The organism is Eggerthella lenta DSM 2243 (genome assembly GCF_000024265.1).
Taxonomy (GTDB): domain Bacteria; phylum Actinomycetota; class Coriobacteriia; order Coriobacteriales; family Eggerthellaceae; genus Eggerthella; species Eggerthella lenta.
The window spans coordinates 193893-209387 of the sequence record NC_013204.1 but is presented as its reverse complement, the minus strand read 5'-3'; the positions used below and the strand labels follow the sequence as shown (position 1 = coordinate 209387).

Below are 15495 nucleotides of genomic sequence, written 5' to 3'. Positions count from 1 at the left end.
GCTTTTCCCTGTTCAGACGCAACGTAAAAGACTTTTGACAAGGTGAACTGGGGGCGGGAGAGGCTTCGTCAAGACCATTTGATGGTACACTTTGGCGCGTCATGGCAACCTGTGATCAGCGAAGGGAAACGCATGGAGCTCGGCAGTCAGATCAAACGGCATCGGACGGATCGGGGACTCTCGCAAGACGACCTCGCCGCGAAAATCTACGTTTCGCGCCAGACCGTCTCAAGCTGGGAGAACGACAAGACCTATCCCGATGTGGAAAGCCTGCTGCTGCTCAGCGTTCTCTTCGACGTAACCGTCGACGAACTGATCAAAGGAGACGTGGAAGCCATGAAAAAAGCAATCGCGAACGACTACAAGAAGATGGTCGCCCTCAGCTGGGGAGGTTTGGCCATCGCGATCGTGGGAGCCGTAGCCGCCATCGCCGGCATAACCCAATGGGATTGGGGCGTCGTGCCGTCCGCCATCATCGGCCTCTTGGTATGGGGCATCGGCATGGCGATGCTCATGCGCGTGGAGCGCATCAAGAAGCAGAATGACCTGGTTACCTACCGCGAGCTCGTAGCGTACTCGAAGGGCGAGCCCATCGACCGCAACAACCCGCGCAGCCGCCGCGCCCGCCAGCATCGCACCCTCAAAGGCGTCGTGCTTTTCCTGGCCGCCGCCGTCGTCGGCGGCCTGGCCGGCTACTTCGGGTACATGTACGGCATCTTCGGGTAAACCCATCGCGAACGATTCCTGCGACCCCGCGCTCTCGCGACCGACGCCCCCTTGTCGTCTCTCGTAAGAGCGCGACAAGGGACGAGGTCGCCGCCCCGCTTCCTGTCGTCGGAGCCGCGAAGCAGGGAATGCAACCCCTTCTGCAACTTTTTCGACTTTGTGGCAAATGGGGTGGAACCTGACCAGGGATTTCTCCCGACGCTGCTGCAGCCTTCCGCCGCCGCGCTTCCCTGCAACCGCAAAACGCCTGATGAGGATGTTGACTTCGGAAACGCGCCTGCCATAAAGTCGAAAAAGTTGCAGAAGGGACACCGAATCCCGCTTTCGGCGGGGATCCAGCGCCGGGGCGCAACGGGCGGGCTGCGCCGCGACGACCGGGCAGCGACGAGATGAGCGCGATCCGCGCTCCGGATTTCGATTCTGGGCGCAAAACGATCGGCGGGCCACGCCGCACCCTCGTCGTCCCGCCCACAACCAGTCGGACGGAGCGTGCCGCGTCCCCGCAGCGGAGGCGCGGCACGCACGCTATCGGGCGGTTATTTCTGGGGCGTCGGGGCCTTCGTCTGCACCTTTTCGCCCTTGTCGACGGCGGAGCGGCCGCCGTGGTTGAAGCCGGTGCGGATGACGCCCTGGGTGTTGCCGGTGACGAACTTCGCCTTGTTCAGCGTGTCCATCTCCTTCTTCATGTCCTCGACCAGCTTGATGGCCAGCTGCATCGAGAAGTCGGCACGCGCCACGACGCGCTGGACGGTGGTGTCCTGCATGTCGGCCGGCATCGGGTACGCCGGCACCAGCCAGCCGCTCATGCGCAGGCGGTCGGACAGGTCGTACAGCGACCACTCCACGCCGGCGTCGTCCTTCAAGCCCCAGCACACGATGGGAATGTGCGACGCGTCCTCGTAGATCTCGAAGACGCCCATCTCCTTGAGCTCGGCGGCCAGGTAGCGTGCCACGTCGAGCGTGCGCTCCTGGATCTCCTTGAAGCCCTCGAAGCCGTTGCGCATCAGCACGTAGTACTGGCCCACGATCTGCGACGCGGAGCGCGAGAAGTTGATGGCCATCGTGGCCTCCTCGCCGCCCAGGTAGCTCACCCAGAAGATCAGGTCCTCGGGCAGCGCCTCCTTGCTGCGCCACACCACCCAGCCGATGCCGGGGTACACGAGGCCGTACTTGTGGCCGGAGCAGTTGATGGACCACACGTTCTTCAACTGGAAGTCCCATACCAGGTCGGGCTCGACGAACGGGGCGAACATGCCGCCCGACGCGCCGTCCACGTGAATGCGGATCGGCAGCTTCGGATGCTGCTGGTTGTACGCTTCCACCAGCTCGTCGAGCTTCTGCACGTCGTCGAACTTGCCGGTGTACGTGATGCCCAGGATGGCCGCGATGCCGATGGTGTGGTCGTCCACGTAGTCCATGACCGTGTCCATGTTCAGCGACAGGTGGTCCTTCTCAAGCGGCACGAGGCGCATCTCGATGTCCCAGTAGCGGCAGAATTTTTCCCAGCACACCTGGTAGCCCGCGGAAATCACCAGGTTGGGGCGCTGCGCCGTGTAGATGTCGATGCCCGCGTCCTTCGCCAGCTTCTTCCAGCGGAACAGCATGCCCAAGCCGCCCAGCATGCACGCCTCGGACGAGCCGACGGTGGACGTGCCCATGGGCTCCTCGGCCGGGTCGGCATGCCACAGGTTGCCGATCATGGCGACGCAGCGGTTCTCGAGGTCGGCCGTCATGGGGTACTCGTCCTTGTCGATGGCGTTCTTCTCCATCGTCTCGGCCATGATCTTCGTGGCCATGGGCTCCATGTACGTCTGGCAGAACGTGGTGAGGTTCTGCGTGGCGTTGCCCTCGATGGACAGGTATTCCTTGATCATCTCGTACGTGATGCGCGGCTCGACCGGCTTATCGTTCATCTTGAGGCGCGGCATGGCCACGTCGGACGCCTCGGAGCCGAAGATGGGCGTCGAGTACTTGGTGCCCTCGTCCATGCTGTCGAGGATCTTGCTGGTAGATGTCTGTTCCTTCATGAAAACCTCCTGTTTCGAAGTTTGATACCTGGTTGTTCGCTGCGCGCTAGCGGGCCGGCTTGTCGGTGTCGATGCCCGTCTCGCGCTGCGGATCGGGCGTATCGGGGTCGGCCTGGGGAACGCCCTGCCCGACCACGCCCTCCGTCACGCTGGAGCGCAAGCTGGGGTCGCCTTCCGCCGTGCGGTCGATCAGATCGTCGCGCACGTCGGCGGCATCGGCCGCAGGCCGTTCGGCACCGGAGCTGGAAGCCGCATGCCGCGAGGCGGAATCCTCGTCCGAGACGTCGCACGGAACCGGCATGGGGTTCTGCGGCGTGGGCACGCCGCAGGCCGGAGGCTGGGACATCTCGTGCGCACGGCCTTCGTCCACGGTAGGCGTGCACAGCGGGTCGGGGGCACCGTGCGGATCCTTCGCGTCCACAGGAATGGGTCCCGGCGGGCGGCTGGTCACGCCGACCACCACGCTGGAAATGCCCTGCGCCACGCGCTCGCTCAGACCGCCGCCAGCAACCGCGCCGCTTGCTCCGGCCGATCGCGGCGTGCCCGAAGCGTCACGCGGGCCGCCCATCGCGTCGCGCGCCTTCGTGCGCTTGTTGATGGGGCCCGAGGTGCCCGCATCGGTGCGGACATGAGCGCCCTGTTCGGGAGCCGCGGGACGCGCGGGCATGGCAGCGCCCGAAGGCGCGGCAACCGTCGCCCCTACCGGCACGACAGGCTTCGGCTCCCAACGATGACGCAACGCGTATATGATGAAGGGGATAGCCACCGATATCGCGAACGCCACGCCCAGCGTCGCCTGGTACACCGCGTTCGACTGCGCGTCCAGGTTCGACGACGGGAAGAACGAGATGATCAACGTCGCCACGGTCATGATGAGGCCGACGCCCGCCACGATGGCCTTGAACGGCGTGCCGCCGGGCAGCTGGAACGAGCGCTGCAGGTTCTTCTTCTTGAAGATCAGATAGAAGTACCCGAGGAAGAACAGCACGTATCCCACCAGGTAGATGACCACGGTCAGACCGATGGCCGTCAGGTAGCCCACCGACGAGCTGGATCCGCCGGACAGCGCGATGGATCCGCACAGCACCGCGTCCCACACCGTGACGATGACGGCTTGGATGACCACCGTCTTCACCGACACGCCGTGCTTGTTAACCTTCTTGAACGACGGGGGCAGGATGCCGTCGTGCGCCGTATCAAGCAGCGCGCGCGACGGGCCCACGATCCACGCCGAGATCTCGGCAAGCACGCCCAGCGCCAGCAACAGCGCCACCACGAACACGATCCAGCTCATAGACGGGCCGATGTGCTGCACGAAGATGGCGCGGAACGCCTCGATCACGCCGAACGACAGGTTGCCGTCCAGAACCGACGCCGGAAGCGTCGTGGCCACGGCCAAGCCGCCCAGCGCGTCCAGCGCGATGGTGAGGATTGCCAGCACGATCATGGCAAGCGGGTAGTTGCGGTTCGGGTTCTTCAGCTCGTTCACATGCGAAGCGGAAGCCTCCACGCCCATGTACGCTAGGATGAACGACGCGAAGATGACCAGCGTGTCCACCTTGCCGAAGTCGGGCACGAACGTGGCCGCGTCCATCTTGATCTGCGAGACGCCGCCCGTGGCGAAGTAGATCACCAAGCCCACCAGCAGCACTAGCACGGGCACGATGATGCCGCCCACGAAGCCCACCTTCGAGATGCGCGCCGTGTACTTCGTGCCGCCCAGCTGCGTGAGCGTGAGCAGCCACACGATGGCCGCCACGCCGAAGAACATCACCAGCGGGTTGTTGTACAGCGCGTCCCACCTGAACACGTAGGCCAGCGCCGCCAGGATGAAGAACGCCATGGTGACGAACCCAACTGTGATCTGGAACCACTGGAAGAACAGCGCGGCGAAACCCCACCGTCTGCCCAGCGTATTGCCCACCCAGGCGAAAATGCCGCCCGATTCCCATCCTTTCACCGTGGCCATTTCCGCAGCGCACAGCGCCACGGGCAAGAACCACAGGATGCCGCCGATGATCAGGAAGAACACCAGCTGGAATCCCGACGACGCAAACGACGGGTACTCGTATACCGTCATCACCATGGAAGCCGTGATGGCGAAGAATCCGAAGAACGTCAACGTGCGTTTGAACGACGGCCGGCTCACCGAGCCCACCGGGCCCGCGTCAGCCGAAGACGCCTCCGGTGCGCGACGAGTATCGCTCATGCTGCCTCAACCCCTTTCCTCACCTAGGACGCGATGTCGCGCCGCTCGCGAACACAGCGGCGCGACATCGCAATCGATGCGTTTCTTGCATCCGTTCTACCATTCAGGCTGGAAAGAAGAACGGCGACGGGAGGGCGTTCACCCTCCCGTCGCCGAAACGTGAGTTGCTGGATTACTGAGGCGCGCTACAAGCGTTAAGCTTCAGATGCCTTGATGTAGACTTCGACGGCATCGCGCAGGATATCGGACGCGAACTTGCGCACGTCGTACCCCTCGGAAATGGCGGCCACTGCCGCGCCGTCTACCACGGTGCCCACCATACGTGGCGGCATATCGATCTTTGCGCGTGCAAGGATGCGCTCGATGGCGGCATCGAGCAAAACGCGGCCCTTCTGGTAAGCCTCGGTGACCACGTCCGATTCGGCCGCGGCAATCAGCTGCCCGTAGTGAGCCGAAGGCACCACCGATTCATCGGGCAAGCAGGCGCGAATGAGTAGGTCGATTACATGACGACGACACTCTTCAGGCTCAAGGCCTTCGGCAGCCGATGCCGCTTTCTCTGCACGCTCGGCCCACAGCTGAATATTGTAGCGACCGGCCTCGTGCAGCAACTGCGTCACCGAGTCGAAGTAATATCCGACCGATGACGAGGCCGCACCGGCCCACTTCGCCACCTTGCGATACGTCACGGCTTTCGGCCCCTGCTCGCGCAACAACGCCGCCGCGGCCAGCACGAGCGACGTGCGCGTGATCTGAGCTTTCAAAGACTTCGGCGTCTGCGATGTTTCAGCCATTCGTCCTCCATTGTACGGGCGGCGCGAGCACGCCGTCTCATGAGCGAACGCCGTCCGGACCAGCAGGTCTGGACGGCGCCCGTTTGTATCAGCACTATCGTCGTGCAGACCGCAGGGCCTTACACTTCGGACAGATCCTTACCCGTATGTTCGTGCGATAGTATCATCGCCACCAGCGCGACACAAGACACGCCGACCATGTACCAGGCAGGCGCGAGACCGGAGCCGGTAGCGGCGATCAGAGCAGTCGAGATGAACGAGGCGGAACCGCCGAACAGGGCGTTCGCCAAGTTGAACGACAGGGCGAAGCCGGTGTAGCGCACCGCCGTCGGGAACGTCTCGGTCAGATAGCTGGACAGCGTACCGTCGTTGATGGTAAGCGCCAGGCACAGCACCAGCTCGACGGCCAGCACCGTGAAGAATTGCGCAGTGTTCAACAGCATGAACGCCGGCACCGTCAGCACGATGAACGACACACAGGCGATGATGAGCATCTTCTTGCGCCCGAACTTATCGGACAGATGCCCCATGCCGAAGATGAACGCCACGTACGCGACCAGGCAGATAGTGGTGATCAGCGACGATTCGTTCGCCGGCATCATGACCACCGTCTCCAGGTAGACCGGCAAGTACGTGAGAACCACGTAGAAGCCCACCGCGTTCAGCATGGCGGCACCGAAGGAGATGATGAGCTCCTTCGTGTGATGACGGAACAGGTCGCGGATAGGATGATTCGAGTCGTCGGTCTTGGAGATAGCAGCCTGCATCTCCTGATACGTCGGCGAATCCTCCAGCTTGGTACGAATGTAGTGAGCGACGAGACCCAGCGGTCCTGCCAACAGGAACGGGATGCGCCAGCCCCACTCGTTCACGGCTGCGTCAGGCAGGATCGTGTACATGACCGTGGCGAACGTAGAGCCCACCAACAGGCCCACGGCCGTCGAAGCAGGCACGAGCGAGCAGTACACGCCGCGCTTGTCCGAGGGAGCGTACTCAGCCAGGAACGTAGCAGCGCCGGCATACTCGCCGGAAGCCGAGAAACCCTGGATCATGCGGAGCAGCAGCAGCAAGATGGGGGCGGCGAGGCCGATGGCCAGGTAGCCCGGCAGCAAGCCGATGCAGAAGGTAGCGCCGGTCATCAGGAAGATGGACGTGGACAGGGCCCACTTGCGGCCCTTCTTGTCGCCCATGCTGCCCCAGAAGATGGCGCCGATGGGGCGCAGCAGGAACGAAAGCGCGAACACCGCGAACGTCTGCATGAGCGCAAGCGCCGGGTCGTCGCCAGGGAAGAACACGTTGGCGATGACCACTGCGAAGTACGAATAGGTTGCGTAGTCGAACCATTCGATGAAGTTCCCAAGGAACGATGAAACGGCTACTTTTCTGATAGTGGAACGTTGGTCGTTAGATCCCATGGTAATCCCCTAAGAAATTAGCAGCTTCGTTAGAAGTACACGCAAGCTGTCGGCGTATCTGGTGCTCCAAAAGAAGCCCCTTTCGATAGTCGGAAAACGCCTTAACCTGAGGTTATCATACCGCAAAAACGGCAATACGAGGTAAACCTGTAACCTTTTATATGCGTTTGAACCGTCGAGAGCCCTGCCCCGAAAAGGCGTGGAGCCCGTTTTGCAGCAAACGGGCTCCACCTAAAATGCCTCGTGAAACGCATAATTTTGGACGTGCTGCGTTCTCGCTGACAGGCCGTAGGGCAACCCGAAGGTTCAACCGCAAAAGACGATCAGTACTCGTCGAGCATATCCACCTGGGCCTTGCTGGCGCGCATGATGAAGCTGTGCTTGGCCTTCTGACCGCCCTGCGCCAGCTTGCGCAGGATGAAGCGCTTGAGGCGCGGGTAGTCGCTCATGCCGTACCAGGCGAACGCGGTGCCGCCCGTGTAGGCCTCCACGATGCTGTGGACGGGCAGGCCGGCGTCGCGCTTCGCGTCGAGGGCCAGGTACTCCTGGATCTCGGCCGCGCACACGTCGCGGATGACCTCGGCGCTGATCTCCAGGTCGCGCGCCAGCTGCCTGAGCTGGTAGGCCACCTCCGCGTCGTCGGCGTGCGGGAAGTACGTCACGTCGTAGGTCACCGCGGACAGCCCGGACGCCTTGGCGAAGCCCAGCAGGCCGTCAAGCGACATCATCTGGACGTGGTCCTCCGTGCGCTCGGCGATGTCGAGCTCGGCCGGGAAGCCCTGGACGCCGCTCTTCTCGAACACGGCGAGCAGCTCCTCCTCGTTCAACGGCGCTTCGAACTCGATTTCAGTGGCAACATGGGTCAGGTTGCTCGTGATCTTCATGAATCACACCCCTTCCTTTCCGGTTATGGATTACCGCTTCTCAGTGGAAAGGCGTGCGCCCGAGAACCAGGCGCACGCCGCCAAACCTACTGCAGGTGCTCCTTGACTTCTTCCTCTTCCAAGCGAGCGGCAAGATTCTCGCAAATCTCCTCTTCTTTTCTCATCTTGCGAGCGGAAAGCATGCCCTTGATAGAGGGGATAGCGCCGCCGCCGATGATGAGAATGCCACCGAGAATCGTGTTAACCGTCAGGGCCTCGCCGAACACGACCAGACCCACGAAGATGGCCACGGGAACTTCCCAGTACGCAATGGTGCCGTAGTCAGCAGCCGGCAGGTTGCGGCCAGCCACCAGCAAGAAGCCCAGAGCCACAGGACCGCAGATGACCCACAAAAGCAGGGCACCGATCCAGTTGAATGCGGTGAAGTGGATGTTGAGAGCCCAGTTCTCCATGCCGGGGTTTGCACCGAGCGAGTTCAGGACGACGGTGATAACACCAGCGCCCAGGACGGCGAAGATGAAGTTCCACACACCACGAGCCGTGGTGTCGGCGTCCTTACGGTAGCCGTTGAAGAACATCGAAGCGCCGTAGAAGAAGCCGGAAGCCAGGCCGAAGGCGTCGCCGAGACCCTTCTGCGGGAACTCAGGCGTAGACGGAACCAGGTTGAAGTCTACGAAGAAGCCAGACTCGTTGAAACCCATCAGGTTGTTGCCGAACAACATGCCGATGAACACCGCAACCAGGCATACCCACTGTAAAGCAGACATGGGTTCCTTGCGGAAGATGCGCGCGAGCACTACGCAAACGACAGGACCGATGTAGATGAACAGAACAGCGTTCGAGATGGTGGTCAACAGCGTAGACGTCACGTAGCACGCCAGCGACATGCCGATCATCAAGCCGCCCAACGCGATGGCCGGCGTCAGCTTGAGTTTCTTGAACGTCTCTACCTTGCCCGTAGCGAACATGATGACGACGAAGAACAGCACGCCCATGCTCATGCGGCCCACGGCCATCAAAGCACCGATGGAGTCGCCAGCGTTCAGACCCAGCGCCCCGTCGAACATGTCCGTACGAGTTGCCCAGCGGCTGAACAGGGGCACCAAGCCCATGCCCGTCGCCGAGATCAGCATGGCAATGGTGCCAAGACCGATCTTCATCTCGTAGCCGGTCGAGCCGTCATCGGCTGTCGCGGTCTTGATTTCCTTGTTAGCGTTGTCTGCCATTGGTCCTCCTTAAACCAGTAGCAAAAAAGAGTATGCCCCACCTAACCCCCTGTCAGAGGGGTTTTCTTGTCATGCAAGATCGAATGCGAAACGATTGGAGTCTTACCTTTGATCCTACATGACCGATCTGTTTGTGCGTGATAATTGGATTATGAAAAGGAAAAGGGGATCCGGAATGCCTTGCAAACCGAATCCCCTTTCTTTTTACGAAGTGACGATGCCTGTCTGTGACAAGTAGGTCAAGCTACGCGACTAGTCGTTCCACATCTCCGGGCGAACCAGGGTCGGGTCGGCGACGCGGTTCGGGAAGTAGTCGAGGCACTCGCCCTCGCGGTAGACGTCGGCCGTGGAGCAGTGCAGGCCGCCGCCGAAGGCGTAGGCGCCGCGCAGGTCGACGGGGATGACGTTCATGCCGAGCTTGTCCATCTCCTCTTGCTGGTAGACCTCGGAGGCCTCCACGATGACCGTCTTCGGGTCGAGCACCAGGCAGTTCATGGACAGCCACACGGAGCTGTAGCAGAACTCGGGCGGCTCGGAGTGGGCCGGCTGGGCGGCGTCGACGATCTGCCAGTCGTTGGCCTCGAAGATCGCGCGCTGCTCCTCGGGCAGCTTGCGCTGCGGGTTGTTGATGATCAGGCCGGGGCGCAGCGGCACGAAGGTCGCGTCGATGTGGATCGGGTAGGGGTCGCCCGGGAAGTTCACGGCGTGCACGCGGTGCTCGGGGTAGTAGCGCTGGAACCAGTCCATGGCCGTGCGGTTCGTGGTCAGGCCGTGCTGGATGAACAGGTCCTTGCCCATGCGCATGACGTCGGCGGCGTCCCACATCGGCTCGACTTCCGTCGTGACGAAGTCCTTGTTGGCGGTGCGCACCAGGCGCTCCTCCAGCGAGATCTTCTCGTCGTAGTAGTTGTGCTTGTAGGACTTGTCGGTCAGGCGCGGGCGCGGGGCCTGGGTCCACAGGAAGTCCGGGTCCTCGTCGAAGTACTGCTTCATGAGCGGCCAGTAGGCCAGGTACTCGAAGTAGCGGCAGCGGAAGGAGTTGGCGGAGGCCATGATCTCGTTGCCCATGGTGAGCAGGATGTCGCGGGGCGGCATGCAGGTCATCATCGAGTCGTTGCGGAAGTCGGGCGTGCCGATGGCCTGGTTCCACTGCAGGGGCGTCGGGCGGTCGACGACCACGCCGCGCTCCTCGAGCGCCTTCACGAGGTTCTCGAGGCAGGCGTTGCCGACCTCGACCGTGCGCAGCGGGCGGAGACCCCACATGCCGCGCATCTCGGAGTCGACCGGCACCTTCTCGGAGGTCGCGGGCTCCTCGGGCGGGATGACCGAGTTGTCGCACAGGCCGACGATCACGCGCTTCAGCGGATCCCAGTCGTTCCAAGAATTGACTATCTTCGCCATGACAGTCTCCTTTCTCCGGCAGCGCTTCCGGCGCCGCCTATTTGGATGGCACAACTACAAACTGCAGCTTCGCTGGAGAGAGCGCCACGGCTTAGACCCCGTCGTGGCAAGTCCTTCCAGATTTGCCGATGAGCCAGTTATACCATCTTTTTTGTTCAACTGCAACATGAAATTACATAGACATTTGAGCAAAACGAATAAGTAAATTGTTCAAATGCACAAAAATGTTGAACGACGGCGTTTTCTCCTTTATGCAGTTTTTGACCCAATATTGGATATTATCCGCAATTAATTCTCTCGTTCTGTATAGCGATGGAAACAAAAGGGTAACTCATGCACGCACAGCACCGAACATGAGCGCGCCGCTGAGCATAGGGACTGCACAATCAACTGAAAAGAATATCTTTTGGGAAATTTCCCGCGTCGTCTTGCCGCTGGATCGACGTATCCGAGTCTATCGAACGAATGTTTCACGTGAAACATTCGAAGATAGTCCGAAGGACCCCTCGACGAGGGGTCCTTCGGATGCTGCAGCGCCTGTTTTCTCTTTAGTAGTACCGGTGGTACGCGGCGCAGCTGCCCTCGCTTGACACCATGCAAGGACCCACGGGGTTCTCGGGCGTGCATACCTTGCGGAACAAGGGACACTCGTTGGGCGCCATGATGCCGCGAAGCACGTCGCCGCAGCGGCAGCCCTTCGGATCCTGCGTGGGCTCGACGTCGGGCTGGAAACGGCGCACGGCGTCGAACTGCGCGAACTCCTCGCGGATGCGGTAGCCGGAACCGGGAATCTCGCCCAGGCCGCGCCAGAGGGCGGTGCACGTCTCGAACACCTCGTCGATGGCGGCCAGCGCCACGGGGTTGCCTTCGGGCATGACGCCGCGCGCGTAGGCGATCTCGATGTCCGCACGGCCTTCGTGCAGTTGGCGCATGATCATGGCGATGCCCTGCAGCACGTCAACCGGCTCGAACCCGGTGATGACGCCGGGTATGCCGTACTTCTCGGCCAAGAACCGATACGGCTCGGCGCCGATGATGGTGCTGACATGGCCGGGCAGGATGAGCGCATCCACCTTGAGCTGCGGGTCGTTGATGATGGCCTCCAGCGCGCCGGGCATGTTCTTGTGAGCGCCGAACACGCTGAAGTTCTTGAGGCCGGCCGCGGCCGCGCGCTTGATGGCCATGGCCACCAGCGGCGTGGTGGTTTCGAAGCCCACGCCCACGAACACGATCTCGCGATCGGGGTTCTGCTGGGCCAGAGTGAGCGCGTCCAGCGGCGAGTACACGATCTGCACGCTGCGGCCCGCCGCCTGCTCGGCGAGCAGGCTTGACGTGGAGCCCGGTACGCGCGTCATGTCGCCGAACGTGGCGATGGTGATGCCCGGCACGCGGGCGAGGGCGATGACCGTGTCGATATCCCTGTTCGAGGTCACGCACACGGGACAGCCCGGACCGGACGCCAGGCGCGTGCCTTCCGGCATGAGGTTGCGGATGCCGTTGCGCGCGATGGCCACCGTATGGGTGCCGCACACTTCCATGAGCGTGGCGCCGCCTGCGGGCGACAGCTTCGCGATGGACTCGATGAGACCGCGCGCGAGTTTAGGGTCTTTGAAGGCTGCCAGCTCGGATTCCATCGTGGCCGCGTCGACCGCGCGCGCGAGGTGCTCGGGCCTATCCTTCGGCTCGACGGATGTTTCACGTGAAACATCCGTTCCGGTCGAGGAGGTCATCGCGCTACCTCGTCGGCTGCGGGGATGTCGTCGCCCGCCAGCTCGGGGAACTGCTTGATGAGGTCGATGGTTTCCTGCGCGTAGTCAGGATCCACCACCTCGATGGCGAACCCGGCGTGCACCAGCACGAAGTCGCCGACGTTCGCCTGCGGCGTGAGGTCGAGGGATATGTCGCGCGTGACGCCGAGGATGTCCACCGTAGCCAGACGGTTGTCCTTCATTTCAGTCACTTTTGCAGGTATGGCTAAGCACATGGCTGTTCTCCTTCTTCTTTGCTCGAAGCCCATGCTACCACAGCCTGGCCGAAGGAGATGCAGCCGTCGTTGGGCGGCAGATCGCGGTTGACGGCCACCGTGAAACCCGCCTGCTCGAGCGCCGCCAGAGCGTGCTCCAGCAGGTAGCGGTTCATGAACACGCCGCCGGACAGGGCAAGCGTGGTTATGCCGTACAAGCTGCGCACGAGCTCGGCCGCCGTGACGATGGCTTGCACGAACGCGTCGTGGAAGCAGCGCGCGATGATGCCGACAGGCACGTCGGCCGCGAGGTCGTCGAGCAGCGCGGCGAACGCTGGCGCGGCATCGAACAGCACGACCGAGGTGTCCTGCGCCGTGCTGGCGGCAGTGGCGGTGTTCTTCACCACCGCGATGGCGTAACGGGACGCGGCTTCCCGAGCGGAGGCGCTAAGCCCGGCATCGTCATTCTGAGCGGAGGCGCGAAGCGCCGGAGTCGAAGGATCCCGGTTGGTGTCAGCAGGGGTCGCATCGGTTGCGTCGGCGGCAGATGTTTCACGTGAAACATCTGTTCGCCCGATTGCGGCTTCCAGCAGGATGGCGGGCTCGCCTTCGTACGCAGGCTCGGCGCAGATGCCCAACAGCGCGCTGGCCGCGTCGAACAGCCGGCCGACGGACGAGGTCATGGGCGTGTTGATGCCGCGGTCGATCATCTGATCGCACACGGCCGCCTGCTCGCCCAGAGCCTCGAGCGCAGCCGCAGCCCCCGGATGGTCGAGCAGGTCGAACGCCCACAGCACGCCGTAGGCCATGCGCAGCGGATGCTTTACGGCCGCCGCGCCGCCCGGCATGGGCACGTAGGCGAAGTTCGCGAAACGCTCGAACGCAGTCAGGTTGGTGAGCAGCACTTCCCCGCCCCAGATGGCGCCGTCCATGCCGTAGCCCGTGCCGTCGAACGCGATGCCGCACACGGGGCCGGCCAGGCCGTGCTCGGCCATCACCGACACGACGTGCGCATGATGGTGCTGCACCTCGGTGACGGGGAGGCTCTGCTCGTGGGCCCACTTCGACGTGAGGTACTCGGGATGCAGGTCGCACGCGATGCGGTCGGGTTCGATCTCGAACAGCGTTTCGTAGCGGTCCTTCGCCTGGAGCCACGCGTCGTAGGTTTCGGCGTTCTCGAGGTCGCCGATGTGCTGCGACACGAACGCCTCGGCGTCGCGCGTGAGCGCAAACGTGTTCTTCTGCTCGGGCCCGGTGGCGAAGATGGAGCAACCCTGTTCGCGAACGGATGTTTCACGTGAAACATCTTCTCCTTCGCGCGCCTTCGCGGGCATCGCCAACGGGAGCGGCGCGTAGCCTCGGGCGCGGCGGATGAATTGGACGGCTTCGCCGGCGCTGCCCGCTTCGATAACGCGCACCACCGAGTCGTCGTAGCGGGCGCGGATGGCGCGGTCGTGGCCCAGGAACGCGTCGGCCACGGCGAACAGCTTCTCGTAGGCATCCTCGTCGTCGATGACGATGGGCTCGTCGTGGATGTTGCCCGAGGTCATCACCAGCATAGGGACGGCCGTCGCTGCGCGGGATCCTTCGGCTTCGCGCTGGGAGCTGCGCTCGGCACAACCGCTCGCTTTCGCGAAGTCGTGCAGCAGCAGATGCTGGAGGGGCGTGTAGGGCAGCATGACGCCGAGTTCGGGGAGGGCGTCGGCCAAGCCGGGAGCAAAAACAGCATCGGGGCGCTTGCGCAGCAGCACGATGGGGCGCTGCGTGGCCGTGAGGATGCCCTCCTCCGCTTCGCCCGCTTCGCAATAGGCACGCACGGCTTCCATATCGGCCATCATGACGGCGAACGCCTTGCCCTCGCGGCGCTTGCGCGCGCGCAGCAACGCCACCGCTTCGGGGTTCGACGCGTCACACACCAGATGGAAACCGCCCAGGCCCTTCACGGCCAGGATCTTGCCCGCCAGCAGCAGTTCCACGGCGCGCGCAAGTATGGCATCGCTCTCCTCGCGCGTGGTTCCCCAGGCGATGGGTCCCAGGGGCGCGTCAATGGCATCGGAAGCGCACAATGTTTCACGTGAAACATTTGTTTGCGCCGCATGGGAGGCGGAAGCGCCAGCGGGGACGTCAGGGGCGGCCGGCACGTCGGCGGAAACGCCGGGGGCATGAACGCCGGCGAGCGCTCCGGGCATGCCCTCGTGTTCGCGCCAGCTGATATGGGGGCCGCATTCGAAGCACGCGTCGGGCTGCGCGTGGAAGCGGCGGTCCAACGGGTCGCCGTACTCGCGGGCGCAGCGCTCGCACATGGGGAAGTCCTTCATCGACGTGCTCTTGCGATCGTAGGGCAGCTTCTCGATGATAGTGAAGCGCGGGCCGCAGTTCGTGCAGTTGATGAACGGGTAGCGGTAGCGGCGGTCGTTCGGGTTGAACAGCTCGCGGGCACAATCGTCGCAGGTGGCCAGGTCGGGCGACACGAGCGTGGTCTTCTCCACGGCGCCTGCGTCGGAGAAGCGGATCTCGAACGAGTCGAAGTCCTCCAGCGGCACTTCCTTCAGCGTCACTTCCTCCACGCGCGAGGCGGCCGGTGGGTTCTCGGACAGCTCGATGACGAACTCGTCGAGCAGCTTCGTCTCGCCCTCGGCATGGATGAACACGCCGTCGGTGGCGTTCAGCACCCATCCGTCGATCAGGTATTTCTTCGCCAAACGGTAGACGAAGGGGCGAAAGCCCACGCCCTGCACGATGCCTTTGACTTGAATGTCCAGCGCTTCCTTCATATGATCGCCTCCGCGTTGTGCTGTGGCCTTCAATCTACGAGGGCGGCTCGACGGCCGCCCTCGGGGTGTAACGCTA

11 protein-coding genes are annotated in these 15495 nt (G+C 63.0%); 1 reads left to right on the top strand and 10 read right to left on the bottom strand.

From position 1 onward, the window contains the following. Positions 1–132 precede the first annotated feature (132 nt). Positions 133–726, top strand: a complete 594-nt coding sequence (locus tag ELEN_RS00795) for a helix-turn-helix transcriptional regulator (RefSeq protein WP_015759837.1) — start codon at positions 133–135, stop codon at positions 724–726. Positions 727–1262: 536 nt separating this feature from the next. Here the strand turns inward: ELEN_RS00795 and gad are convergent. The 10 genes from gad to ELEN_RS00745 form a co-directional block, all read right to left on the bottom strand. Further along, a complete protein-coding gene (gene gad, locus ELEN_RS00790) occupies positions 1263–2753 on the bottom strand; it encodes a glutamate decarboxylase (RefSeq protein WP_015759836.1) in 1491 nt (496 codons plus the stop codon). A gap of 46 nt (positions 2754–2799) precedes the next feature. Next, positions 2800–4962, bottom strand: coding sequence for an amino acid permease (locus tag ELEN_RS00785; RefSeq protein ID WP_009305730.1), 2163 nt, complete (start codon positions 4960–4962; stop codon positions 2800–2802). A gap of 194 nt (positions 4963–5156) precedes the next feature. Then, positions 5157–5756 (bottom strand): TetR/AcrR family transcriptional regulator, encoded by a 600-nt coding sequence (locus ELEN_RS00780; RefSeq protein WP_015759835.1) that lies wholly within the window; start codon positions 5754–5756, stop codon positions 5157–5159. Positions 5757–5875: 119 nt separating this feature from the next. Continuing rightward, positions 5876–7171, bottom strand: coding sequence for an MFS transporter (locus ELEN_RS00775; protein WP_009305728.1), 1296 nt, complete (start codon positions 7169–7171; stop codon positions 5876–5878). A 323-nt stretch (positions 7172–7494) separates the two neighbouring features. Beyond that, positions 7495–8055: a hypothetical protein gene (locus tag ELEN_RS00770; RefSeq protein ID WP_009305727.1), complete on the bottom strand. Its 561-nt coding sequence runs from the start codon at positions 8053–8055 to the stop codon at positions 7495–7497. 86 nt (positions 8056–8141) lie between these two features. Continuing rightward, positions 8142–9281, bottom strand: coding sequence for a DMT family transporter (locus ELEN_RS00765; RefSeq protein WP_009305726.1), 1140 nt, complete (start codon positions 9279–9281; stop codon positions 8142–8144). 252 nt (positions 9282–9533) lie between these two features. Beyond that, positions 9534–10682 carry a serine/threonine protein kinase gene (locus ELEN_RS00760; RefSeq protein WP_009307323.1) on the bottom strand — a complete coding sequence of 383 codons (1149 nt, stop codon included), beginning with the start codon at positions 10680–10682 and terminating at the stop codon, positions 9534–9536. 548 nt (positions 10683–11230) lie between these two features. Beyond that, complete coding sequence (hypD, locus tag ELEN_RS00755) at positions 11231–12412, bottom strand: hydrogenase formation protein HypD (protein ID WP_009609017.1); 1182 nt, start codon at positions 12410–12412, stop codon at positions 11231–11233. Continuing rightward, positions 12409–12666 carry a HypC/HybG/HupF family hydrogenase formation chaperone gene (locus ELEN_RS00750; protein ID WP_009305723.1) on the bottom strand — a complete coding sequence of 86 codons (258 nt, stop codon included), beginning with the start codon at positions 12664–12666 and terminating at the stop codon, positions 12409–12411. Before ELEN_RS00750 ends, hypD begins: the two co-directional genes overlap by 4 nt. Continuing rightward, positions 12657–15419: a carbamoyltransferase HypF gene (locus ELEN_RS00745; RefSeq protein ID WP_009609015.1), complete on the bottom strand. Its 2763-nt coding sequence runs from the start codon at positions 15417–15419 to the stop codon at positions 12657–12659. The genes ELEN_RS00750 and ELEN_RS00745 overlap by 10 nt, the downstream gene beginning before the upstream one ends. Positions 15420–15495 lie beyond the last annotated feature (76 nt).